The organism is Archangium violaceum (genome assembly GCF_016887565.1).
Lineage (GTDB): Bacteria > Myxococcota > Myxococcia > Myxococcales > Myxococcaceae > Archangium > Archangium violaceum_B.
Genome location: NZ_CP069396.1, coordinates 6,142,136 through 6,167,121 on the forward strand (window position 1 = coordinate 6,142,136; position 24,986 = coordinate 6,167,121).

At 68.0% G+C, this 24,986-nt stretch carries 17 protein-coding genes and 1 tRNA gene; 11 read left to right on the forward strand and 7 right to left on the reverse strand.

All coding sequences use genetic code 11. From position 1 onward, the window contains the following. The first annotated feature begins 32 nt into the window (after positions 1-32). Positions 33-106: transfer RNA gene (locus JRI60_RS24760), tRNA-Met, on the forward strand. A gap of 80 nt (positions 107-186) precedes the next feature. On the opposite strand, the gene JRI60_RS24765 is transcribed toward JRI60_RS24760, so the two are convergent. Continuing rightward, a complete protein-coding gene (locus tag JRI60_RS24765; protein WP_204228352.1) occupies positions 187-888 on the reverse strand; it encodes a 2OG-Fe(II) oxygenase in 702 nt (233 codons plus the stop codon). Between the two features lie 98 nt (positions 889-986). Between JRI60_RS24765 and JRI60_RS24770 the strand changes: the two genes are divergently transcribed. Further along, positions 987-1,880 (forward strand): acyl-CoA desaturase, encoded by an 894-nt coding sequence (locus JRI60_RS24770; protein WP_204228353.1) that lies wholly within the window; start codon positions 987-989, stop codon positions 1,878-1,880. Between the two features lie 5 nt (positions 1,881-1,885). Here the strand turns inward: JRI60_RS24770 and JRI60_RS24775 are convergent, their stop codons facing one another. Continuing rightward, positions 1,886-2,926, reverse strand: a complete 1,041-nt coding sequence (locus tag JRI60_RS24775) for a DNA topoisomerase IB (protein ID WP_204228354.1) — start codon at positions 2,924-2,926, stop codon at positions 1,886-1,888. Positions 2,927-3,118: 192 nt separating this feature from the next. On the opposite strand from JRI60_RS24775, the gene JRI60_RS24780 reads away from it, so the two are divergent. From JRI60_RS24780 to JRI60_RS24790, 3 genes are all read left to right on the forward strand, one after another. After that, the gene (locus tag JRI60_RS24780) at positions 3,119-3,913 is read left to right on the forward strand and encodes a hypothetical protein (protein ID WP_204228355.1); all 795 of its coding nucleotides are present in this window, start codon (positions 3,119-3,121) and stop codon (positions 3,911-3,913) included. A gap of 108 nt (positions 3,914-4,021) precedes the next feature. Then, positions 4,022-6,226, forward strand: coding sequence for an SPFH domain-containing protein (locus JRI60_RS24785; RefSeq protein ID WP_204228356.1), 2,205 nt, complete (start codon positions 4,022-4,024; stop codon positions 6,224-6,226). Positions 6,227-6,384: 158 nt separating this feature from the next. Continuing rightward, entirely contained in the window at positions 6,385-11,910 is a 5,526-nt protein-coding gene (locus JRI60_RS24790) for a DNA repair ATPase (RefSeq protein WP_204228357.1), read from the forward strand. A gap of 17 nt (positions 11,911-11,927) precedes the next feature. Here JRI60_RS24790 and JRI60_RS24795 read toward each other — a convergent pair whose 3' ends face one another. After that, the gene (locus JRI60_RS24795) at positions 11,928-12,656 is read right to left on the reverse strand and encodes a hypothetical protein (RefSeq protein ID WP_204228358.1); all 729 of its coding nucleotides are present in this window, start codon (positions 12,654-12,656) and stop codon (positions 11,928-11,930) included. Positions 12,657-12,695: 39 nt separating this feature from the next. After that, positions 12,696-12,887 carry a hypothetical protein gene (locus tag JRI60_RS24800; RefSeq protein ID WP_204228359.1) on the reverse strand — a complete coding sequence of 64 codons (192 nt, stop codon included), beginning with the start codon at positions 12,885-12,887 and terminating at the stop codon, positions 12,696-12,698. A 572-nt stretch (positions 12,888-13,459) separates the two neighbouring features. Between JRI60_RS24800 and JRI60_RS24805 the strand changes: the two genes are divergently transcribed. From JRI60_RS24805 to JRI60_RS24825, 5 genes are all read left to right on the forward strand, one after another. Beyond that, on the forward strand, positions 13,460-14,452 hold the full coding sequence (locus tag JRI60_RS24805; RefSeq protein WP_204228360.1) for an NAD-dependent epimerase/dehydratase family protein: 993 nt from the start codon (positions 13,460-13,462) through the stop codon (positions 14,450-14,452). Positions 14,453-14,587: 135 nt separating this feature from the next. After that, positions 14,588-15,697, forward strand: coding sequence for a fatty acid desaturase family protein (locus JRI60_RS24810; RefSeq protein WP_204228361.1), 1,110 nt, complete (start codon positions 14,588-14,590; stop codon positions 15,695-15,697). 138 nt (positions 15,698-15,835) lie between these two features. Beyond that, positions 15,836-16,972 (forward strand): fatty acid desaturase family protein, encoded by a 1,137-nt coding sequence (locus JRI60_RS24815; RefSeq protein ID WP_204228362.1) that lies wholly within the window; start codon positions 15,836-15,838, stop codon positions 16,970-16,972. A gap of 14 nt (positions 16,973-16,986) precedes the next feature. Further along, complete coding sequence (locus tag JRI60_RS24820; RefSeq protein WP_204228363.1) at positions 16,987-17,226, forward strand: Lrp/AsnC family transcriptional regulator; 240 nt, start codon at positions 16,987-16,989, stop codon at positions 17,224-17,226. 174 nt (positions 17,227-17,400) lie between these two features. Beyond that, positions 17,401-19,605: a PhnD/SsuA/transferrin family substrate-binding protein gene (locus tag JRI60_RS24825; RefSeq protein ID WP_239470709.1), complete on the forward strand. Its 2,205-nt coding sequence runs from the start codon at positions 17,401-17,403 to the stop codon at positions 19,603-19,605. Positions 19,606-19,611: 6 nt separating this feature from the next. Here JRI60_RS24825 and JRI60_RS24830 read toward each other — a convergent pair whose 3' ends face one another. From JRI60_RS24830 to JRI60_RS24840, 3 genes are all read right to left on the reverse strand, one after another. Beyond that, the gene (locus JRI60_RS24830) at positions 19,612-20,232 is read right to left on the reverse strand and encodes a TIGR02265 family protein (protein WP_204228364.1); all 621 of its coding nucleotides are present in this window, start codon (positions 20,230-20,232) and stop codon (positions 19,612-19,614) included. Between the two features lie 113 nt (positions 20,233-20,345). Then, positions 20,346-21,479 (reverse strand): hypothetical protein, encoded by a 1,134-nt coding sequence (locus tag JRI60_RS24835; RefSeq protein WP_204228365.1) that lies wholly within the window; start codon positions 21,477-21,479, stop codon positions 20,346-20,348. Positions 21,480-21,954: 475 nt separating this feature from the next. Then, positions 21,955-23,034 (reverse strand): prenyltransferase/squalene oxidase repeat-containing protein, encoded by a 1,080-nt coding sequence (locus JRI60_RS24840; protein WP_204228366.1) that lies wholly within the window; start codon positions 23,032-23,034, stop codon positions 21,955-21,957. Positions 23,035-23,406: 372 nt separating this feature from the next. On the opposite strand from JRI60_RS24840, the gene JRI60_RS24845 reads away from it, so the two are divergent. Beyond that, the gene (locus JRI60_RS24845) at positions 23,407-24,957 is read left to right on the forward strand and encodes a carbohydrate-binding protein (protein ID WP_204228367.1); all 1,551 of its coding nucleotides are present in this window, start codon (positions 23,407-23,409) and stop codon (positions 24,955-24,957) included. Positions 24,958-24,986: the final 29 nt, after the last annotated feature.

Genomic DNA, 24,986 nt, shown 5'->3' on the forward strand with positions numbered 1-24,986 from the left:
GGCTGATTGTGTGTGGGTTGTAGGAACGGTATCGCGGGGTGGAGCAGCCTGGTAGCTCGTCGGGCTCATAACCCGAAGGTCGCAGGTTCAAATCCTGCCCCCGCAACTCTGTGGATGAAGCCCCGCTGACGCTGAGTCAGCGGGGCTTCGTCGTTTCCGGGCTCGCGGAGTTCAACACCGTGCCCGCTATGTGCCGCGCTCGCGGTGCTCCTCCAGGTATGCCGCGAAGCCCGCCTTGGACTGGATGCGGAACTCGGGCAATCGCGCGAGCGCCTCGGGCTCGAACGCGTACTGTTCGCATACGAGGCTCGCTCGTAAGGCGCCTTCTCCGCCTCCCGTGAAGGGCTGTACCTCGTGCGTCAGGTCCCCCCGGAAGTGCACCAGCAATCCTGGCTTCGGACGTACCTCACCCAGCGGCTCGTTACCGCGCGAGAGCACCAGTGCTCCTCCCTTCGCGCCCTCGGGCACGTTCAGGTAGAGCACGCTCACGTGTTCGGGCGTCGCTCCCGGCACTCCGCTCGGCCCCTGCAGCGTCGCGTCGATGTGCCGGCCCACCCCCTGCCCGGGCTCCACCAGCAGCAGGTTCAGGTAGAAGGCGTTCGGCCTCCGCCGCTCCTTCCTCGGACCGAAGAGCCGCTCCCGCCAGGGCAGCAGTCCCCGCCAGCTCGCTGGGTCCACCACCAGCTCCAGGTAGTCCCGGATGAACGGGAAGCGCTCCTCCAGCTTCACCCGCCCGGTCTCCGTGAAGATGAACGCGAAGCCCCGGCTGCCCTGGAACGTCCCCATCAGCGGGCTCCTCGCCACGAAACGTGACGAGAGCAGGGCCTCCCGCAGGGACTCCAGGCTCGTTCCCGGCAGGGCATTGCGATGGGTGACGTACTCGCGCACGTGCCGGAGCTTAGCGGGTTCTGGCCGCGGCTCCCGTGCTCGCGTCACCCCCGCAACCGCCGCCTCCTCTTTCGGTATTCGAGGAGGGAGGTGGCCATATGTCTGGTGGAGCGTTGGATTCGCAGGGGAGGCGCCCGGGAGACGGGCAGGTGCGGTGGGATGTGGGCAAGTCGCTCTGGTTCACCCTCATGAGCCTGGGGGCGCTGGTGGGGGCGGTGCCGACCTTCACGCCGTCGGCGTTCGTGCTCTTCGCGGTGACCACGGCGCTGACGCTGTGCGCGGGGCACTCGGTGGGAATCCACCGGTTGCTCATCCACAAGGCCTTCCGGGTACCGAAGTGGCTGGAGTACGTGCTCGTCTACCTGGGCGTGCTGGTGGGCCTGGGCGGGCCGCGCGGACTGGTGCGCCTGCACCAGACCCGGGACTTTCATCAGAACGAGCCCTGGTGCCACGACTACTTCGCGCACCGGCAACCCGCCTGGCGCGACTACTTCTGGAACCTGCACTGCCGTTTCGAATTCTCCCAACCCTTCGAGCCCAGAGGGGACGAGCGGGTGGATGCGGACGCCTTCCATGGCTTCCTCGAGCGCACGTGGAGACTGCAACAGCTTCCCTGGGCCCTGCTCCTGTTTGCGCTTGGGGGAGTGCCCTGGCTGGTGTGGGGCGTCTTCGTGCGCGTGACGGTGAGCACCGTCGGTCACTGGTTCGTGGGCTACGTCGCACATCGGAGCGGCTATCGCGGCTGGCACAACGCGGGCGCGGCGGTGCAGGGCTTCAATAGCTTGCTGCTCGGCGCACTGAGCATGGGGGAGGGCTGGCACAACAACCACCATGCCTTCCCGAGCTCGGCGCGGCTGGGCATCCAATGGTGGGAGCTCGATCTGGGGTGGGGGTTCATCGCGCTGCTGCGCGCGGTGGGGCTGGCCACGGACGTCCATCTGCCGGACGAGCGCTCGCAAGCCCACCACGCCCAACCGCTGACGCACCGGTGAGTCCCCTACACCACGGGCCTCTTTCCCTCCGCCAGCATCTCCAGCAGCGCCTTCTCCGAGCAGTGCAGGGCGGGCTTCTCGTGCCGGGCCAGCTCCGTCACCGACTCGAAGTAGCGCTCCACCACGCGCCCCTTCTCGAACATGGCCAGCACCGACGGGTAGATGTACGAGTCCCTCGCCACCGTCGGCGTGTTCCCCAGGTGCTCGGCCACCTCCTTCACCGCCGCCACCATCGTCTTCTTCGCCACCTTCGGCCCGTCCTTGGCGACCTCACGGCGCACTCGCTCCTTGGCTCGCGCCAGCGCGCAGGCGCAGATGAGCGTCCCTCCCCACGTGCGGAAGTCCTTCGCGCTGTAGCGCGCCCCCATCACCTCCTGGATGTACTCGTTGATGTGGCGCCGCCGCACGTCCACCACGAACCCGTCATCCAGCACGAACTTGAAGACGTCCCTCCCCGGGAGCTTCAGGCACTCGCGCACCACGCGCGCCACCTGCCGATCCTTCAGCTCGTGGTGCTGCTGCTTCCCGCTCTTGCCCGGGAAGTCGAAGATGACCGTGTCCCCCTTCACCTTCACGTGCCTGGCTCGCAGCGTGGCCAGCCCGAAGCTCTTGTTCTCGTCCGCGTACTGCTGGCTCCCGGGCCGGATGAAGCACGTGCCCAGGATCCGCAGCAGGCACGCCATCACCCTGTCGCGTCCCAACCCCGGCTTGCGCAGATCCGCCGCCACCCGCCGCCGCAGTTTCGGCAGGGCCCTCGCGAAGTCCACGACGCGCTTGAACTTCTCCGTCTCCCGCTGCTTCGTGAAGGACTCGTGGTAGCGGTACTGCCACCGTCCCGCGCCATCCTTCCCCAGGGCCTGCAGTTTCGAGGTCGCCGACGGGCTGATCAGTACGTCCGTCCACGCGGGGGGGATCTTCAGCGCCTCGATGCGCTCGCGCTCCTGCGCGGGCAATGGCTTCCCGTTCGGCTGCTGGTAGCGGAAGCCACGCTTGGGACTGCCGACCCGACGGATTCCCCGCTGCCGCAGTGTCTCGATGTGCGTCATGCCCGTGCTCGGCTCCCGGTCGTGCGCGTCGCGCGCCCGTCCCTGGAATGCCTGTGCAGCCCCACACACCCCGTCAACTGGGCCCCACCTCGGACCCCTGGAGGACAGGCGGGCGGGAAATCGGTCGGAGGGACTGTCACGGGCCCGCAACCCTGGAATAAGCTCTGAGCGCTCGATCCACTTGCAGGGCCGATGACCGAATTCCTCGACGCCATCCTCGCCTTTCCGACAGTCCTCTTCACCATCCCCCTGGGCGTGGTGGTGGGCTATTGGCTGACCGTCATGGTGGGGGCCGTGGGCATCGATCTCCTGGATGGGGACCTCGGTGACATGGCGCTGGGCGCCCATGACGGCGCGATCGAAGGAGGCGTCAAGGCGGCGGTGGAGGGCGGCGCGAAGGCGGCCCTCGAGGGCGGCGCGAAGGCCGCGGTGGAGGGGGGCGTCAAGGGTGGGGCCAGCTTCCTGGAGGTGCTCGGCTTCGGCGGCGTCCCGGTGACGGTCTCCGTCAGCTTCGTGGTGTTCCTCTCCTGGTTGATGTCGCTGGCCTTCGCCCGGCCGCTGAAGGAGGCCCTGGGGGCGCTCCCCGGTGCGCTCGTCAGCGGAGGACTCGCCGCCCTGTGCCTCGCCGTGGGCCTGATGCTCGCGGGCCTGGTGGTGAGGCCCCTGCGGCCGCTGTTCGCCGTCCAGCAGGCGCCGCGCCGTTCCGAGCTCATGGGCCGGGTGTGCGTCATCGCCAGCGGCCGGGTGGATGGCAGGTTCGGTCATGCGACCTTCGAGGATGGTGGCGCCGGCCTCCTGCTCAACGTGGTGTGCGACAAGGCCAACGAGCTCAAGCGGGGCGAGAAGGCGCTGATCCTCGGCTACGACGCCGCGCGTGATGCCTACGAGGTGGAGCCCGTCGACTGGCTGCTCCCCGAGGAGGTGCAGCACCTGAAGGATCCGCTCTCCGCCGCGGCGCTCGCGCGAGACAAGGCGCGCACGCGGTAGACGGCTTCATTTGACTCTCAGTGCCGCGCCGGGGGCTGTTCGTGGGGGGTTCCGGGCGCGTGATAGAAACAGGCCCTCCGATTCACTCGCTCGGGAAACGACACCGACATGGAATTGCCAATCGTCGCCTCCGGAATCGTCGGCGGACTCTTCTTCCTCTTCTGTTCCGCGTTCATCGTCTCCAGGTTCTACCGGCAGGTGGATCAGGGACGCGCGCTGATCATCAACCCGTTCAAGGGTGAGCCGATCGTCACCTTCACCGGCGCCATCGTGTGGCCCATCATCAACCGGGCCGAGGTGATGGACATCGCGCTGAAGACGATCGAGATCGATCGCCGCGGCAAGGAAGGGCTGATCTGCCAGGACAACATCCGCGCGGACATCAAGGTCACCTTCTTCGTCCGGGTGAACAAGACGCGCGAGGATGTGCTCAAGGTGGCCCAGTCCATCGGCTGCGCCCGCGCGAGCGACCAGGAGACGCTGGAGCACCTCTTCGAGGCCAAGTTCTCCGAGGCCCTCAAGACGGTGGGCAAGAGCTTCGACTTCGAGGAACTCTACACCAAGCGTGACGCCATCAAGGACCAGGTCATCCAGGTGATCGGCAAGGACCTCAACGGCTACATGCTCGAGGACTGCGCCATCGACTTCCTGGAGCAGACCCCCGTCGAGATGCTGGACAAGGACAACATCCTCGACGCGCAGGGCATCCGGAAGATCACCGAGCTGACGTCCGTCCAGAACATCCACACCAACGAGTTCCGCCAGAGCGAGCGCATGGCGATCACCAAGCGCAACGTCGAGGCGGACGAGGCCATCTTCGCCCTCGAGCGCCAGCGCGCCGAGGCGGCCGCCAAGCAGAAGCGCGAGATCGAGTCCATCCAGGCCCGTGAGACCGCCGAGGCCGAGCGCGTGAAGGCCGAGGAGAACGCCAAGCAGCAGCTGGCGCGCATCAAGGCCGAGGAAGAGATCCTCATCAACGATCAGAACAAGCACCGCCAGGTGGAGGTCGCGCAGAAGAACCGCGAGCGCGTGGTGGGCGTCGAGGCCGAGCGCGTGGAGAAGGACCGCTCGCTGGAGGCCATCAACCGCGAGCGCGAGGTGGAACTGTCGCGCATCGGCAAGGAGAAGCAGCTGGAGGCGGAGAAGAAGGCCATCGCCGACGTGGTGCGCGCCCGCATCGCGGTGGAGAAGACGGTGGCCGAGGAGGAGGAGCGCATCAAGGATCTGCGCGTGAAGGCCGAGGCCACGCGCCGCAAGGACGCGCTGCTCATCACCGCCGAGGCCCAGGCGCAGGAGAGGCTGGTCAAGGACATCAAGGCCGCCGAGGCGAGCAACGAGGTGTCCAAGTACGCGGCGAAGGAGAAGCTCACGCTGGCGGAGGCCGAGCTGCAGGCGTCGGACATGACGGCCAAGGCGAAGATGCGGCTGTCCGAGGGCATCCAGGCCGAGGAGGCCGCGCACGGCCTGGCCGAGGTGCGCGTGAAGGAAGCGGACGCGCTGGCCATCGAGAAGCAGGGCATGGCCACGGTGCGCGTGAAGGAGGCCGAGGCCGCCGTCATCGAGAAGCAGGGCATGGCGCAGGCCACGGTGCTCAAGGAGCGGGGCCTGGCCGAGGCCGCCGCCGCCCGCGAGAAGCTGCTGGCCGAGGCCGCTGGTGAGAAGGAGAAGGGACTGGCCCGCGCGAGCATCGGCGAGGCCGAGGCCCAGGCCATCCAGAAGCGCGGCGAGGCCGAGGCCGTCGCCATCCGCGAGAAGCTGCTGGCCGAGGCCAAGGCCATCGAGGAGAAGCTGCTGGCTGAGGCGCGCGGTCTGGCCGAGAAGGCCGAGTCCATGAAGCTGCTCCAGGGCGCCACCCGCGAGCACGAGGAGTTCCGCCTGCGCCTGCAGAAGGAGCGCGACGTGGAGCTGGCCTCCATCCAGGTGCGCAAGGACATCGCCGAGGCCCAGTCCAAGGTGCTCGCCGAGACGATGGGGCACGCGAAGATCAACATCGTTGGCGGCGACGGCCAGTTCTTCGAGCGCTTCATCAAGGCCATCTCCGTGGGCCAGTCGGTGGACGGCGCGCTGGATCAGAGCGAGACGCTGCGCAAGGCCTTCAGCGGCTACCTGAACGGTGAGAAGGACTTGCCGGCGGACCTCAAGGAGATCCTCTCCAAGCCGGGCCTCACCAGCGACGCGCAGAACCTGGCGATGGCGGCGCTGCTGCACCGCATGGCACCGAGCCCGGCGGCTGCCGCGGCCTCCAACCTCAAGTCACTCGTGGAGGCTGAGCCCGCGGTCCGGGCGTCGGCACCCGAGAAGACCCAGGGCTGATCAGAGCGGCGACAGGAACTCCATACCCTCACCCTAGCCCTCTCCCAGAGGGAGAGGGGACCCGGGTCAGTCCCTCTCCCTCTGGGAGAGGGTCGGGGTGAGGGTATGCGCATCCCGGGTTCCCCCCTTGGCACCTCTCCATTACCGGTGAACTGACGATGGCAACTGAAAGCACCCCTCCCGCGTCGGGCGAGGCCACGCTGGAGGGCGGTAGCTACGAGGTCATCCGTACGCGCCTGCTGTCCCAGGCGGAGGCGCTCGGCACCAGGGCCGAGAACCTCAACGAGCGGCGCAAGAAGCTCTTCGGCGGCACGGAGCTCACCGTCATCGGGAACGAGCGAGTCCGCACGGAGAACAACTGCGTTCCGCGCGACATCGTCGGAGTCGGGAAGTACCTGCTCTTCGGCTACAACGTCTTCATCGGCCTGAAGAAGGAGACGACGGTCGCGGACGTCTTCTCGCTGCACAAGTTCGAGCAGACGGCGGAGGGCTTCGACTTCAGCCAGGTGCCGTCGTCGGAGGCGGGCGGGTTCCTGCAGGATCCGCGCTTCGTCAAGGACTTCGGCGAGCTCTACAAGTACTACAAGGACGCGAAGCTCCTCCAACTGCGCCGCAGCGAGACGAAGCTGCTGGCCATCTTCCAGACGGGCCAGTCGGCGCGGGACATCAAGGTGTTCCGCTTCGCGCTGGATGTGGAGGGCAAGGCCACCTACATCGACAACCAGGGCGAGCGCGATCACGTCTTCCCGCCGTCGCACGACTTCGAGTGGATGGTGGCCAGGCGCGAGAACTACGTGCTGGGCCAGCACCCGCACGTCAACGTGCTGGATCAGGTGTTCGTGGAGACGGTGAAGGGCGACCTGACCGTCAAGGTGGAGAACAACACCGCGGACGGCCTGGGCATCTACCGCGAGCCGGTGGACGATCCGGACCAGTCGCTCGACGACGCCGAGTTCGCGTATGCGCAGGTGGGCGCCCTCATCCTGCTGCGCGTCCTGCCGTTCCGCGAGCAGACGTACCGTTACCTCGTCTTCAACACGCGCACCCAGCACGTGGTGCGAATCGACGCCATCGGGCAGGCCTGCATCCGCCTCCCCGAGGACCAGGGCATCGTCTTCCCCGGCGGGTACTACCTGCAGACGGGGGAGTTCAAAGTCTTCGAGGGCATTGGCGAGGGCCTCCAGTTCAAGCGCGCCATCCGCTCGCCCAACGGCGAGGACGTGCTCTACGTCTTCTTCCGCCGCGACGAGGGCGCGTACGTGCTCTTCCCGTACAACCTCGTGCGCAAGGAGGTGCAGAACCCGCTGCTGGGGCACGGCTTCAGCCTCTTCGCGGATGGGCGCATGGCGCTCTTCCGCGCCGCCTCCAACGAGCCCACCCGCGTGCACCCCATGCAGGTGTGGCAGACGCCCTTCGTCTCCGCCGAGCACGCCGCGAAGATGCCGCCCGCGCCCGGCTACCTCGGCAAGGTGGGCAACGCCGAGCTGGTGCGCGGCATCTCCGATGCGCTGACGCTCGTGCGCATGGCCCGTACGGACAAGCCCTCGCGCCGCACCTACGAGGATCTGGCGGCCGCGGCCACGCGCATGCTCGATGCCTTCTACTGGCTCGGGCACGAGGAGACGGCGCTACAGGAGGGCATCGAGACCCTGCGGCGCACCTCCGAGCTCATCATCGACGAGTTCGAGAAGGTGCTCGCCCTGCGCAAGCGCGCGACGGACTCGCTCGTCGGGGCCCAGACGGCCCAGGAGCAGGTGCTGCTGCGCGTGCGTCCCGAGGAGCTCCAGAGCGCCGAGGGTTTCATGCATGCCCTCTCGGACCTGCGCAAGCAGCGCGGCCAGCTCATCACGCTCAAGGAGATCCGCTACATCGACGTGGCGCGGCTCGAGGCCCTCGAGAAGCAGGTCATCGAAGAGACGGACCGCGTCAGCTCCGACGCCGTGCAGTTCCTCCAGCGGGGCGAGGCGCTCCAGCCCCTGGCCGAGCGACTGGACGTGCTGTTGCAGAAGCTGGAGCCCATCCAGACGACGACGGAGCTGGCCCCGCTCGGTGAGGACATCGAGCAGGTGGGCAAGGGCCTGGAGGTGCTGAGCGAGACGGTGGGCGGACTGCAGGTGGGAGATCCGCTGGCGCGCGCCCGGATTCTCGAGGGCATCTCCGAGCTGTTCTCCCGCCTCAACCGCGTGCGCGCGGGCCTGAACGTCAAGCGCAAGGAGCTGGTGGGCCGCGAGAAGCGGGCGGAGTTCGGTGCCCAGTTCAAGCTGCTCGGGCAGGCGGTGGAGAGCGCGCTGTCCGTGGCGGACTCGCCGGAGAAGTGCGACGAGGGCCTGTCGCGCCTCACCGTGCAACTGGAGGAGATGGAGGGGCGCTTCGGCGAGTTCGACGAGTTCCTCGGTCCGCTCACCCAGAAGCGCGAGGAGCTGCTCGAGGCCTTCGGGCAGAAGAAGCAGGCGTTGGTGGACGAGCGCCAGCGCCGGGCACAGAACCTCTTCGGCGCGGCCGAGCGCATCCTCACTGGCGTCAACCGCCGGGCGAAGTCCTTCAAGGACGAGGACGAGCTCAACACGTACTTCGCGTCCGACTCGATGGTGCAGAAGCTGCGGCAGCTCGCCGAGCAGCTCCTGGAGCTCCAGGACAGCGTGCGCTCGGACGAGGTGCTCAGCCGCGTGAAGACGGCGCGTCAGGACGCCCTGCGCGCGCTGCGTGACCGGAACGACCTCTACGAAGAGGGCTCGGGCGCGCCGGTCATCAAGTTCGGCAAGCACCGCTTCAACGTCAACACCCAACCGCTGGACCTGACGCTGGTGCCGCGCGATGGCGCGCTCTACCTGCAGCTCACCGGCACGGACTACGCCCAGAGGCTGGAGGACGCGGAGCTGGAGAAGTACCGCGACCTCTGGGAGCAGCACCTCGTCTCCGAGACGCCCCAGGTGTACCGCGCCGAGTACCTCGCCGCGCAGGTGCTGCTGGACGCGGAGGAGGGGAAGGGGAGCGTGACGCTCGCGGCGCTGCACCAGGCGGTGCTGGAGCCGAACGGGCTGCTGGAGAAGGTGCGCGCGTACTCGGCGGACAGGTACGACGAGGGTTACGAGCGTGGCATCCACGACGCGGACGCGGCGGCCATCCTGGAGAGGCTGCTCGCGATGCACACGGGGGCGGGGCTCCTGCGCTTCGCGCCCACGCCGCGCGCCTGGGCGGTCCTGTTCTGGGTCTTCGGCGGCGAAGGCGACGAGAAGGCGCTCTTCCACCGCCGTGCCCGCAGCCTGCACCGGCTCCGGGCGGCCTTTGGCGAGTCGGCGGAGCTGGTGGTCCTCGGCAACGAGGCGGGTGAGCGCATCGGCGCCTTCCTGAAGTCGGTGGGCGTGGCGTGTGGCCCGGCGGAGGCCCGGCTCGCCGGACGCTACCTGGTGGAGGAGCTGGGCGTGGATCGGCCCCGCTTCACCACCAGCGGCGAGGCGGTGGCGATCAAGGACGCGCTGCTGTCCCAGCTGGACAGGGCGGGGACGCGCTCGGCGTTCGAGGATGACCTGCGCGGCCTGGAGAAGAACCTGCCCGAGCGCCTGCGCGTGGTGCGCGCGTGGGTGGATGCCTGGCTGGCGCGGCGCGAGGGAGGCCCGGGTGCGGCGGCCCACGTGGCGGTGGAGGCCGCGGTGCTGCTGCTCACCGAGCGCAAGGTGGATCGCGAGGTGGCCGGAGCCCTCACCTCCGCCGAGGTGACGGGAATGCTGGGCCAGCACCCGCTCATCCACGACAGGAAGCTGGCGCTGCGGCTGGACGAGTTCCTCGCGCGGCTGAGCGACTTCCGGCAGGTGCGGGTGCCGGCCTACCACGCCTACCGGGCCCTGCTGCGGGACATCCTGGACCGCGAGCGCCGCCGGCTGCGCCTGGAGGAGTTCACGCCCAAGGTGCTGACGTCGTTCGTGCGCAACAGGCTCATCGACGAGGTGTACCTGCCGCTCATTGGCGCCAACCTGGCCAAGCAGCTCGGCTCGGCGGGGGAGAACAAGCGCACGGACCGGATGGGCATGCTGCTGCTCATGTCGCCGCCGGGCTACGGCAAGACGACCTTGATGGAGTACGTGGCCAGCCGGCTCGGGCTCACCTTCGTGAAGGTGAACGGCCCGGCGCTGGGCCACTCGGTGAAGTCGTTGGATCCGGCCGAGGCGCCCAACGCCACGGCACGCCAGGAGGTGGAGCGCATCAACCTGTCCTTCGAGATGGGCAACAACGTGATGCTCTACCTCGATGACATCCAGCACACGGATCCGGAGCTGCTGCAGAAGTTCATCTCGCTGTGCGACGGCCAGCGGCGGGTCGAGGGCGTGTGGAACGGCAAGACGCGCACGTACGACCTGCGCGGCAAGAAGTTCTGCGTGGTGATGGCGGGCAACCCGTACACGGAGACGGGCGATCGCTTCCGCATCCCGGACATGCTCGCCAACCGCGCGGACACCTACAACCTGGGCGACATCCTGGATGGCAAGGAGGAGCTGTTCGCGCTGAGCTACATCGAGAACTCGCTCACGTCGAACGGCGTGCTGGCGCCACTGGCCACGCGCGAGCCGGGTGACATCCACAAGCTCATCCGCATGGCGAAGGGCGAGGAGGTGCCCAGCGGCGAGCTGTCGTATGGCTACGCGGCGGCGGAGTTGCAGGAGATCGTCGCGGTGTTGCAGCGGCTGTTCCGGGTGCAGCAGGTGCTGCTGAAGGTGAACCTGGAGTACATCGCCTCGGCGGCGCAGGACGAGCGCTTCCGGACGGAGCCGGCGTTCAAGCTGCAGGGCAGCTACCGCAACATGGGCAAGATCGCCGAGAAGGTGGTGTCGGCGATGACGGACGAGGAGCTGGAGCGGCTGCTGGACGACCACTACCAGGGCGAGTCGCAGACGCTCACCACGGCGGCCGAGCAGAACCTGCTCAAGCTGCAGGAGCTGCGCGGGAGGCTGAAGCCGGAGCAGGCGAAGCGCTGGGAGGAGATCAAGCAGGGCTTCGCGCGGGTGAAGCGGATGGGCGGGAAGGAGGACGATCCGGTGGCCCGGGTGACGGGACAGCTGAGCGCGATCGAGGAGCAGCTCGGCTCGGTGGCGGGAGCGGTGGTGCGAGCAGCGGATATGGCGCGCCAGCCGTCGGGTCCGAGCCCCGTGGCCGAGGTGCTGCCGAAGGTGGAGTCGCTACGCGAGGCCCTGCTGGAGCTGGCGAGGAGGGAGGTACCGGCGCCGGTGGTGCAGGTGTCTCCTGGGACGGATCTGACGCCATACCTGCAGCACCTGGCGAAGGTGCTGAGGGCGCTGGCGGAGCGCTCGGTGGCGGCACCGGCGCAGACGGCGGACCTTGGGCCGGTGATGGAGCAACTGACGCAGGCGGTGAAGACGATGGCGGATCGCCAGCCGGTGGCGGCGCCCGCGTCGGCGCCGCCAGCGGACCTGGGGCGGTACATGGAGCAGATGTCCCAGGCGGTGAAGGTGATGGCGGAGCGGGCGCCCGCGCAGTCGCTACAACGGGCGGCCTCGGCGCCGCTGCCGCCGGACGTGGGGCGGCAACTGTCGCTGGTGGAGAGCGCGTTGGCGCCGCTGGAGCGGATGGCGAAGAGGACGCTGCAGGGGGGCGAAGAGAACCTCAAGGCGATGCAGGTCTGGCAGGCGGTCACAGAGGCCCTGGAGCTGATCCAGGCGATGCAGCGCTGAGCTCCCCTCACCGGGAGCTACCCGTCCAGCTCTTCCAAAGAAGGCTGGCGAACCAGCACGCGGAGTCCGCTATCGCGCGAGTACCCAACGGAGTACCTCTGGCCCGCGATCCCCACCTGCGCACCGTGAGGTGGCCTGGGGTGGGCACTCAGCCAGGTGTCGGCTTGCTCTCGCGTGGCAAAGGAGCAGAGAGGGGAAAAGGAAGCCTTCGAATCAAAATTCCCGACAAAGCGCTCGAAGTCGAGCAACTGCCCGTTCTCCAAGATGAAATGGAGCGCGAGCAATGCGGAGTCGATGAACTCCATGTCCGTGGGTGCATGGACATACCGACGTGCACGGTGGAGCGCGTCGATGGCTTCATTCAAGAGTGGGCTCGAAGTCTGCCTGGGCGTGTCCAGCTCGGTCTTGTCAGGAACGCGGATCAGGAACCGGACACCGTGCTCGAGCGAATAACCGACGGAGTACAGTCGGCCTGCGATAGCCACCCTGTGCGCATGGTGAGGTTCCATGGGCTGCTGCAACCACTCCTCGGCCTGTTCTCGTGTGTCGAAGGCTGGGGACGCGGTGGTAGGTGCGTCCTCGCCGAGGCAAGCGAGGCAGTCCTCGAAGTTGTGCAGGTGACCGCTGCCCCAGATGAAATGGAGCGCGATCGCAGCGGTCCTGATTGGCTCCGTACCTGAGGAGGAGCCCATGTTCTTCTGGAGCTTCTGGAGGACATTGATGGCTTCTTCGATGTCGAGGCGCATGAAGTGCTTTCCCGAGAGATGTGCGCGTGAGACTGCCGGTCAAGCGAGAAGCGCCAAGGGGGCGAGGACAATCAGCCCCGCGCCAGCGGAGATGACAACGAACGAGACCCCCGCGGCAACGATGATGGTGCCCACCAGCGCTTCCTGCTGATGTCGCCGCAACCAGTCCGCTGCATGTTCAATGGCAGGAAAGCTCGAAGGTGCCAGGTTTTGCAGCTTCAGGCAGTCCATGTACTCCTTCAGACATTTGTTGTCGCAATATCTGATGTGACCGTGACTCAGGCGAGCACCGTGAGGATAAGGTGGTTTGCGCCTCATGCAGTCGCGGTGACAGTCGATCTGTTCCTGATCGCAGTCCCGGGAACGGGTGCTGGCAAGCACGATTCGGCCTGTATCGAAGCCAGCACTCACTCGTAGGTTGCGCAGATCCTGGTTCCACTTCGATGCAGGCTGCCAGGAATACTGGGCTTGTTCCTCGGGAGCGATTCTACGACCAGAACAGATTCATACAGATTCTGAGGCAGCCCTTGGGATGATTCGGTGGACGGAAGTGGCTGGGTAACGCTGCACGCGGTGAGCACTCCGAGCAGCCCCAAGATGGCCACATGGCTCATACTCCGGGTGGAGCGCCTGTACATGCAACTGCGTTCAGCGGATGGTTTCCCCATCGATGCAGGTGGCCATGGGGATTCTCTTCACACCAGTTAAAAAACCTACATGGCAGCATCACCGTCCGATCGCGGGGGCGTCCTTGTTCCATCGACGAGGGGACGGATAAGACGGGGCTCGGAGAGGGCAAGACGATGAACGTGCTCGTAACGGGGGCCACGGGCCTCATTGGGAACGCGATTGTCCGGCGGTTGCAGGGAAGGGGCGGCCGGGTGCGAGCGCTGGTGCGCGATCCAGAGCGGGCCGCGCGCGTACTCCCGGCGGGAGTGGACCTGGTGCGCGGCGACGTGACGGAGCCGGACTCGCTGCCAGCGGCCATGAAGGAGGTGGAGTGGCTCTTCCACGCGGCGGGAATGCCCGAGCAGTGGCAGCCGGATTCATCCATCTTCGACCGGGTGAACCGCCAGGGCACGGTGAACGTGCTCCGGGCGGCACAGGCCGCGAGGGTGAAGCGGGTGGTGTACACCTCGACGATGGACGTCTTCGCCGCGCCACGAGGGGGCACGCTGGTGGAGACGAACATCGACACCGAGCCGAAGCCCACCGCCTACGAGCGCTCCAAGCAGGACGCGGAGCGGGAGGCGGAGACCCTCCGGCGCGAGGGGCTGGAGCTCGTCTACGTGAATCCAGGGGCGGTCTACGGGCCGAGCCCGGTCCACGTGGGCCTCAACTCGTTCTTCCTCCAGGTGCTCAACCGGAAGGTACCGGCCCTGCCGCCCGGGGGAATGCCGGTGGCGTACGTGGACGGCGTGGCGGATGCGCACCTCGCGGCGGCCGAGCGCGGCGTTCCGGGTGAGCGCTACCTCCTGGCCGACACCCACGTGAGCAACACGGAGCTGGCGCGGGAGATCCTCCGCGTGGAGGGGGCGGGAGGCCGCGTTCCACCCACCGCGCCCGAGGCGCTGATGAAGCTGCTCTCCGCGGCGTCGGCGCCCCTGGCGAGGACCTTCGGCTTCACGCCACTCATCGCGCCGGGGCAGCTCTCATTCCTGCTCTGGGACGCCCGCGTGGATGCGAGCAAGGCGCGGCGCGAGCTCGGCTTCACCCCGACGCCTCTCGCCCAGGGCGTGGAGAGGACCGTGGCCTTCCTGCGACAAGAGGGCCTCGTCCGCGCTGTACGCCAGTAGGAGCTCCCGCGCGCGAACCTCTTCCCCAGGTCACAGGCCCGGGGTTACCGTGCGTCCCCGAGCGCTCCCTGGCGGGCCCGTTCATCTCATGCCCCCATCCCCGTTGCGCCCGCTCGAGCTATCGAGGACCTCCGCATGTCCCGAGCCACCCCCGACTTCGATCCCGCGTCCGTGGACGTGGAGGGCCTCCTGGCCGACATCCGCGCGTTGCGCGCGGAGATCGATGCCTCCATCAGTGAGGCGGACCATTCACACCTGCGGCGCATCGAGCGCTGGGGCCGGGCGGCCACGGTGATCGGCCTGGCCACCTGCTGGCTCATGCCCAACCCGCTGAGCGCCTCGGCGTTGAGCCTTGGCCGCTCCGCGCGCTGGATGCTGATGCACCATGTGGGGCACCGCGGCTACGACCGCGTCCCGGGCACCCCCATCGAGCGCACGAGCAAGGGGTTCGCCAAAGGCAAGCGCCGCTACCTCGACTGGTTCGACTGGATGCTCCCCGAAGCCTGGGTATACGAGCACAACGTGCTCCACCACTCACACACCGGCGAGGACGAGGACCCGGACGTGCACGAGCGCAACGCCGAGGGCTTCCTGCGCGGCATCGAGCGCCCTCTCGCGCTGCGCTACCTCCAGGTCGTGCTGCTCGCGAGCACCTGGCGGGCCAGCTACTACGCTCCAACGACACTGGCCTCGCTGCGGCGCAAGCGCCGCCCGGACGGCCCGCTCACCCGCGAGGAGTGGCGCGAGGTGCTGCTGCGCGGCTACGCGCCCTACGCCGCCTGGAGCTTCGTCCTGCTGCCCGCGCTCTTCCTTCCGCTGGGGGCCTGGGCCGGCTTCAGCGCCCTGTGCAACTCTCTCATGGCCGAGGTCCTCTCCAACCTGCACACCTTCATCGTGGGGGGACCCAACCACACGGGCGAGGACCTGTACCGCTTCGATTCCGCGCCCGAGGGCAAGGGCGAGCGCTACGTCCAGCAGGTGATCGGCACCGCCAACTACCGCACGGGGGGCGATCTGAACGACTACCTCCACCTGTGGCTCAACTATCAGATCGAGCACCACATCTTCCCAGACCTGTCGATGCTCCAGTACCAGCGCGTGCAGCCGAAGGTGCGCGCGCTGTGCGAGAAGTACGGCATCCCCTACGTGCAGGAGAGCATCTGGACGCGCCTGCGGAAGATGGTGGACATCGCGGTGGGCAATCGCTCCATGCGGCGGCTGGCGCGCCGTTCTGTACGCCAATAGGAACTCCCGCGCGCGAACCTCTTCCCCGGGTCACCGGCCCGGGGTTACCGTGCGTCCCCGAGCGCTCCCTGGCGGGCCCGCTCACCTCGTGTCGTGCCCCCATCCCGTTGCGCCCGCCCGAGCTTCCGAGGCCCCCGCATGTCCCGCGCCACCCCCGACTTCGATCCCGCGTCCGTGGACGTGGAGGGCTTCCTGCGAGACCTCCGCGCGCTGCGTACCGAGATCGACGCCTCCGTCAGTGAGGCGGACCATTCACACCTGCGGCGCATCGAGCGCTGGGGCCGGGCGGCCACGGTGCTCGGCCTGGCCACGTGCTGGCTGATGCCCAACCCGCTGAGCGCGGTGGGGCTGAGCCTGGGCCGCTCCACGCGCTGGCTGTTGATGCACCACGTGGGACATCGCGGCTACGACCGGGTCCCGGGCGCTCCCGTCGAGCGCACGAGCAAGGGCTTCGCCAGGGGAGGGCGCCGCTACCTCGACTGGCTCGACTGGATGCTCCCCGAAGCCTGGGTGTTCGAGCACAACGTGCTCCACCACTCGCACACGGGCGAGGACGCGGATCCGGACCTGCTCGAGCGCAACGCCGAGGGCACCCTGCGCAGCCCGGAGCGTCCCCTCGCGCTGCGCTACCTCCAGCTCGGGTTGCTGGCGATCACCTGGCGGGCCAGCTACTACGCCCCGGAGACGCTGGCCTCCTTGCGTCGCAAGCGCCGCCCGGACAGCCCGCTCACCCGCGAGGAGTGGCGCGAGGTGCTGCTGCGCGGCTACGCGCCCTACGCCGCCTGGAACTTCGTCCTGCTGCCCGCGCTCTTCCTGCCGCTGGGCGCCTGGGCCGGCTTCAGCGCCTTGTGCAACTCGCTCATGGCCGAGGTGCTCACCAACCTGCACACCTTCCTCGTGGTGGGGCCCAACCACACGGGCGAGGACCTGTACCGCTTCGATTCCGCGCCCGAGGGCAAAGGCGAGCGCTACGTCCAGCAGGTGATCGGCAGCGCCAACTACCGTACGGGGGGCGACCTGAACGACTACCTCCACCTGTGGCTCAACTACCAGATCGAGCACCACCTCTTCCCGGACCTGTCGATGCTCCAGTACCAGCGCGTGCAGCCGAAGGTGCGCGCGCTGTGCGAGAAGTACGGCATCCCCTACGTGCAGGAGAGCGTCTGGACGCGCGCGCGGAAGATGGTGGACATCGTGGTGGGCAAGAGCTCCATGCGGCGGCTGGCGCGCCGTGAGGAGGCCTCGGCTCCCGGACCGATCCCCGATGTGGCGTGATAGGGTCCGCCCCCGTGCACACCATCTTCGTCATGATCAAGTGTGAGCTGGGGCAGACCTACAAGACGGCGGCGATGATCGTCGATCAGGTCGACGAGGCCGCGGAGGTCTACTCCACCTCGGGCGGGTACGATCTGCTGGCCAAGTTCCACCTCGACAAGGAACAGGACATCGGCCGCTTCGTCACCGAGCGCATCCAGACGCTCCCCGGCATCAAGGACACCTACACCATCACCACGTTCAGCGCGTTCTGAGCGGACGCGCCAGGCGCGCCACTCCGGCTCTCTGGGAACAGCACGCAGGGTCTGAGAACCTGCGTTTTCCAGTGAAACCGGAAAAGTGTGCAATGAAATAAAAACTGTGCATAATGTGGGTCACAATCGACTTGGGGCCATCCCAGAGTTCCGGGGAGGCATCCAGGAGGACATGTGACCACATCCAGCACCCCCATCCGTTTCATGCTCTTCCCGTCGCTGGGGGAAGTCCGCGAACACGTGAGGGTCGATCTCTTCGGACGCGCGCTGTCCGAGCGGTTGGGCCGATCGGTGGTGGTGGAGCTGGCGCCCACGTATGAGGCGCTGGAGGCGGAGCTGGCGGCGGGCCGGGTGGACATGGCCTGGGGCACGTCGGAGCAGTGCACGGCCTTCGAGCCGCGGGCCAGGGCGGTGCTGCGCGCGGTGCGCTCGGGCAGCTGGCACTACCACTCGGCGCTGGTGTGCCGCGCGGACGAGCCCCTCACGCTGGAGACGCTCGAGGGCAAGCGCGCCGCGTGGGTGGCTCCGCGCTCGACGGGCGGACACCTGCTGCCCATGCGGTTCCTGGAGTCTCGGGGCCTGCACCCGGAGGAGACCTTCTCCGAGCAGCGCTTCCTGGGCACGTACCGCAAGGCGCTGCAGGCGGTGCTCTCTGGCGAGTCGGACGTGGCCGCCATCTTCTCCAACCACCCGGACGAGCACGCCATGAGGGCCACCCTGGCCTCCTACGTGGGGGCCGATGAGCCCAAGCTCGTCCCATTCGTCTTCACCGAGGCCACGCTGTCCGACGGCATCATCCTCACCCGGCGCCTGTCCGAGGAGGACGCCGCCACGCTGGTGTCCGTGCTCACGGGGATGAACACGGACGGCTCGGGCCTGGAGATGCTGATGGGGCCCTTCCGGGTGGAGGGCTTCGTGCTCCCGTCGAAAGCCGGGACGCGGTCTCCGGCGCGGCGGGCGCGGTGCAGCGCGGAGTACGTGGCGGCGGAGCTGGACGAGGAGCTGCGGTGCCTGCGGCTCTGGTCTCCCTCGGGCAGGGCCTTTGGCCGGGACGTGAGGGGGGCCGAGGGCCGGACGCTGGCGGAGGTGCTGGGGCCGGAAGCGGCGGATCCGCTGGTGGCGCTGGTGCGCGCGGTGCGCCACGGGGGCGCGGGAGGCCGGCTGGAGTATTGCCTGGAGGTCGAGGGCGAGACGCGCTGCTACGCGGCGGAGATCACCCCGTGCGCGCCGGCTCCCGGAGACACGGGGGAGCGCCTGGGCCTGCTGGTGCGGGACGTGTCGGGCATGCGCGCGTTGGAGGAGCCGCTGTACCGGCTGGCCTCCTTCCCGCTGCTGCATCCCGAGCCGCTGCTGGAGCTGGGCATGGACGGCATGCTGCGCTACGCCAACCCGGCCGCGCACACCGCCTTCCCGGAACTGGTGGTGCGGGGAGCGGAGCACCCGCTGGTGGAGGCGGCGCTGTCGTGGGCCTGGCGTGGGGCGGCCTCGGGCGAGCCCGCGCCCACGGTGCACCTGGATGGGCGGTACTGGGAGCTGACGGTGGCGCAGTTGTGGGATCCGCCGGGCCTGCGGGTGTTCGCCAAGGACGTGACGCTGCGCAAGCAGATGGAGGCGCGGCTCATCCAGGCGGATCGCCTGTCGGCGCTGGGCTCGCTGGCGGCGGCGGTGGGGCACGAGATGAACAACCCGCTGGCCTTCATGCTGGCCAACCTCTCCTTCGTGCGCGAGGAGCTGGAGCGGCTGGGCGAGTCGCTGCGCGAGCGGGGCGACGCCCGGGCGGAGGAGCTGGATGACGTGCTGGAGGCCCTGGCCGAGACGTCGGAGGGGGCGAGCCGGCTGAAGCACATCGTGAGGGACTTGCGGACGCTCTCGCGCAAGCCGCCGGAGCACCAGGCGCGGGTGCAATTGCAGCCAGTGCTGGAGAACGCGCTGAAGCTCATCCGCGGCGAGCTGCACCACCGGGCGCGGCTGGAGAAGGACTTCCACGACCTGCCGGCGGTGGACGCGGACGAGGCGCGGCTGAGCCAGCTCTTCCTCAACCTGCTGCTCAACGCGGTGCAGTCGATGGACCCGGGGGCGGCCGCGCACAACGTGCTGCGGGTGGCGGCCTACACGGGGCCGGACGGGGAAGTGGTGGTGGAGGTCCAGGACACGGGCAAGGGCCTGCGGCCCGAGGTGCTCTCGCGCATCTTCGAGCCCTTCGTCACGGCGCGGCCGAGCAGCACGGGCCTGGGGCTGTCGGTGAGCCACGCCATCGTGACGAGCCTGGGAGGCACGCTGCGCGCGGAGAGCCGCGAGGGACGGGGGACCCTGCTCACCGTGACGCTGCCCCCGGCGGCCGAGATGGCCCAGCCGCGCCCGGCCCTGCTCGCGGGGTAGGGCTTCCTAGTCCCAGGAGAACTCCACCTCGTTCGCGAGGGGCCCCACCTGACGTCCGCGCACCCAGGCGCCCTGGATCTTCAGCGTGCGGAACAGGCTCATCAGTCCGCCCTCGTGGCTCACGTAGAGCAGGAAGTCGCGCTTCGTGGTGAGGACGCCGCTCTTCGGGCTTGTCCACCGCACCGTGCCCTCTCCGAAGGTCGCCACCGCCCGGAAGGCCATCGGTACGTGTTCGATCAGTTGCTTCGGCCCCTGCTGGGTCAGCGCCAGGAATGCCCTGCCCACCACGGAGGACAGGAACTCCGGAGCCAGGCCCCGTGCGATGCGCCGGACCGCGGCGTCGAAGCCGCCGTACCTCTCGCTCAGCATCCACGCCGTGGTGTACTGCACCCGGAGGTGGTCGCTGACGGGGTAGTTGAAGAAGCTGTGGAAGCTCTTGTGCTCGACCTGGTGGAGACAGTGCGCCACCGCCTCGCTGCCCAGGTCCTGTCGCAGTGCCCCCAACGTGTTGTTGATGGCGAACCCGCGCACGGTGTCCGTGGGAGTCGCCAGCGACAGCCGCCGCTGCAACTCCTCTTTCGTACCGAGGCCAGAGTCTTCGTCGCAGGAGGCTTGATTGCCGATCATCCGCTCACGTCTCCCGTCAATGACGGAAGACTGTAGCGTGTATGAAATGCCCGAGGCCATGCCCCCCGGCCGGCGCCTGGGAGAGGGAGCGAGCAGGGGAGAGCGATCGTGGCTCAGCCGCGGAGGGCGTCACGCACCTCGTCGAAGTCGCCGAACACGTAACGCTTGCGCCGCCCGTCATGCCCCAGCCACCGCTGCAACAGCGCGATGTAGGCCTTGGCCTCGATGGGTTGGCCGGGTGGGAGGACGAGCTTGATGTGGTTGATACGGCGCAGGAACACGGGAAGGGTTTGGGGATCAGGCGAGTCGGAGAGGACTCGCAGGTTGCCAGGGAGGGCCTCCGGGCATGAGCGCAGCTGGGTATGCCCCAGCCAGGCCACCAGGGCCTCGCGCTTGGCGGGAAGACACAGACCCAGCTCGACGAGCGAATCCAGCAGCGAGGCCCAGCGCGCCGTATCGGGCTCGTACAGGCTCTCCGCCAGGTGGCACTCCACCCCCACCTTGGGGAGCACGGCGGTGCCCACGTCGAGGCTCAGCGCCATGCGCTCCACCTGACCGGACACCCGGGCGAGCATCGCCTCCAACTCGGAGGGAGCGCCGGGCCAGCCGATGCGAGCCAGATAACCGGGCATCGTGTCGGGCCTCAATCCCTGGAGGCACAACCGGACCCCGTCGAAGCGGCGGGAGAACATGGCGCCCGCGGCGGAGATCCGCCCCTCGGAGGGGAGTGCCTCCAGACAGGCCTGCACCCGGGCCCGGACGGCGGGAGGGAGGGGCTCGCCCCAGAGCAGTGCCAGGGATTGCTCCAGGACCTCCAGGTGGCGAGAGGCCCGCCGGTCATACTCGATGAAGAAGGAGGGGATGGGCACCTCTGGAGGAGCGCCCTCGACATCGAACTCCAGGAAGACGTCGCCGATCTCCTCGCGCAACATCCCCGGGGCGTCCCAGTGCGTGCCGAAGCGGCGCAGGCGCTCCCAGACGGGGTGGACGAACAGGAAGGAGGGCAGGGCGGAAGCGGAGTCCTCGCGGCCGGCGAGGACGGCGCGGCTGCCATCGGCACCGAGGAAGCGGACACCGAGGTCGGCCAGGGCCTCCTGCTTCCCGAGACGGCATTCGAAGCCGGAGGCGGAGACGGGCGGCAGAAGGCGGGCGATATGCCCGATGTCGGCCAGCGCCGCGGGGGAGATGAGCTGCGGGGAGAGGTGGGGCTCGGCGAGTCTGAGGTACTCCGTCAATGTATGGGCCATGGTGCCCCCCTCTCCATTCGACGACGGACGGGCGCGGTGCACGCGCGCCCATCCGTGGCGTTACGGGTTGGCTACCCGGGTGCGCGCTACTCCCAGGCCTGCGTGGCGCTCAGCTCCTGCGCACCGCCGGAGATGAGGTCGTCCAGCGCCTCGTCGCTGAGCTCGGTGAGGTTGGCGGTCTGCTCGTCGTTGTGCTCGGTGATCATGGCGTTTCCCTCTCCCTTTGTTTGTGAAATCCCGGCCTGGAGGCAATCCATGTCGGGGTCGCCGGTGCTCGGCAATTCCTCTCACCGGTGACGTTTGAAAATGTAGAAGGGGCCTGAATGAATGTCAAATGATTCGGAACGCTCATCACGCGAGGGATGGATGTATTTGAATGGGTATGAAATATCCACGGGCAGGCGAACGTGAAAGACGGGGGAGGCCCGTGGGCATGGCTTGTCGGGCCGGACAGGGTGGTTCCATCGCGAGGCTTTCACTCGGGGCGCAAGACGTCGAGGCAGTCGGTCAGGGCCGACACCACGGTGGCGGTGGTGAACAGCCGGTTGCGGTCCGTCAGCACGGGGAGGAGGAGACAGCCCTCGGGGTCCTCCCAGGGCGTGTGGAGCTCGGGGCGGGGCATCCGCATGATGGGGACGTGGGCCCAGCCTCCATCCGGTTGTTGGGCCCGCAGCAGCCAGCGGAGGCCGGCATGGAGCGCGGGCCCGTGGCGGGTGCGTCCTCTGTCGAGCAGCAGTGTCGAGAGCGCGAGCGCGGTGTGGAAGGGGGCGGCCTCACCGCCGGTGCCGTTGCTCCATCCTCCATCGGCCCCTTGAACACCGGAGAGCCAGCGGGCGGCGCGAGCCACCGGCTCGGAGTCTCCAACCGAGAGGGAGAGCAGCCGCGCCGCGTGGTAGGTGGAGTAGGTGCGGCCGTGCCACCAGTACGCCTCCCAGAAACCCTCGGGGGCCTGGCTCGCGCGCATCAGGTGGGCGCAGGCCTCGATCGTGGGACGTTGTCGTGTATCTCCAGAGGCGTGCAGGGCCCTCGCGGCCATCCCGGTGACGCACAGGTGGACGTCACACCAGCTGCTGCCCGGGTAGCTGGCCCAGCCATTCAGGGAGGGCCGCTCCGCGGGGCGATAGGTGCGGAAGCCGCCCTGGACCTCGTCCCAATAACGCATCAGTTGGGCACGGGCCTCGTCCAGCGCCTCGTCCCACGGCGGCACGCCGCGCCAGTGTGAGAGGAAATTCACCACGTTGGCGGTGGAGTCCGCGTCCGCGGGCGTCGCCAGGCTGAATCCCCACCCACCACCGGGGTGTGTATGACCCATCAGCCAGTCGCGGGCGCGCTCCAGTCGGGCCGGATCTCCACCCGCTCGCGTCAAGGCCTCTCCCACGTAGGCTGTCACCCATTGGGAGCTGATGACATCCCGGTCTCCCACCACGAAGCGGAAGCGGAAATCCAGCCATCGTCCGTCCGGTGTCTGCGCGTGTTCCAGGAATCGCACGGCCCTCGTGAGAGCCTCGGTGATGGACGTCTTCCATTCCACCTCTTGATCCACGACTGCGTGCATCGGGTCCTCCCGGTCCGGAGCATCCGCCCTCGAGGGCAGACAATTCTCGAGGCGCTCCTGTTTCATATACACGTGGGGTGACCCTCCTTGTCTGAGGTTCCTTCTGACCCCGAGCGCGGCGATTGGCCTCGCGTCGCGGTGGTGACAGGAGTCACCATCCCTGACGGGAGTCACCAGGGTTCCTGGTCCCAGGTGGTGACTGGAATCACCAGGATGCAGGCGTATGGAGGCCCTGGCACACCTTCTGCTCTGGGGAAGAGCACACTCTTCGAGCCGTAGCGGAGTTTGACCCGAAGTAATCGGTGCGCCCCTCTATCCGCTCGATGTCCCACCTGGTGAAGTCACTGTCCGTATCACCCGCAGAGCCCTACCATGAAGAAACTCCTCCCCGCTTCGCTGTCCTTCGTGTTGCCATTGCTTGCTTCTACCCCCGTGTGGGCGCAGCAGACCGCGCCCGCCACCTGGACGGAGCACTGGTTCGAGCACAACCAGACCGTCTCCCGCGTCTATCAAGACAATGACGTGGCCGTGTACTTCGACTCGGCGGTGGACCGGTCCATCACCTGGCCCAACAGCTTCGTCGGCAGCGTATGGCGGTACACCCGGAGGACCTACGGGCACTTCGGAACGGACTCGCAGCTCTACGCCATCTTCCACACGGCCAAGTACAGCGGGGGACATCCCTCCACGTACTTCGACGCGAGTCACGACTACCGCAACGTGATCGACGTGGGGTCCAGCTCCACCACGGCCTGGACGAGCGGCACCGGCAATGACCTGGACATCGTCACGCACGAGGTCGCCCACGTCGTGGAAGGGGCCAGCAAGGGCGTGCACAACTCGCCCGCCTTCGGCTTGTGGGGCGACAGCAAGTGGGCGGAGATCTTCATCTACGACGTCTACCTGGGGCTGGGCCGCACCAGTGATGCCAATCGCTGGTACAACCTGATGGTGAACGGGACGGACAGCTTCCCCCGCGCCAACACCCACTGGTTCAGGGATTGGTTCTACCCCATCTACAACAACTACGGCGGAGCCACGGTGCTCAACCGGTACTTCGTCCTGCTCGCGCAGTACCTGCCGAAGAACGGGAGCAACTACGCGCGGAACCTGAACTGGGGCGAGTTCATCCACTTCTGGAGCGGCGCGGCGGGTGTCAATCTCAAGACCCTGGCCACCTCCGCCTTCGGCTGGCCCGCCGAGTGGGAGACGCAGTTCGCCCAGGCGCAGCGTGACTTCCCCTTCACCTACGCCAACCCGGGCCCCTCGGCCGTGTCCGTGTTCCAGGACCAGAACCACGGCGGTTACGGGGCGGCCCTGCCCGTGGGCCGCTACACCCTGTCGGCCCTGAATGCCTGGGGCGTGCGTAATGACGACATCACCTCCCTGAAGGTCGCCAGCGGCTACCAGGTCACCCTGTACGCCGATGACAACTTCGGTGGAGCCAGCCTCATCAAGACGGCGGACGATGCGTCGCTCGTCGACGACGGCTGGAACGACGCGGTGTCCTCGCTCGTGGTGAGCTCGACGGGGACGTCGAACCCCGGGACCCTCATCCAGGCGGAGGCCTACAGCGGGATGAGTGGCGTCAGCACCGAGGCCACCACCGATTCGGGCGGAGGCTCGAACGTGGGCTACATCGAAACGGCCGACTGGATGGCGTACAACGGCATCCAGTTCCCGTCCTCCGGCGCGTACAAGGTCGAGTACCGCGTCGCCAGTCCGTCCGGTGGCAGCCTGTCGCTGGACCTGAACGCGGGCGCCACGGTCCTCGGGACGGTGAGCATTCCGGCGACGGGTGGCTGGCAGACCTGGACCACCGTCTCGCATACGGTCAACGTGACGGCCGGCACGTACAACGTCGGCATCTACGCCCAGGCGGGCGGCTGGAACTTCAACTGGTTCCGCATCACGAAGCTGTGAGGGAGTAGGGGAGTCCGGGCTCGCCCGTT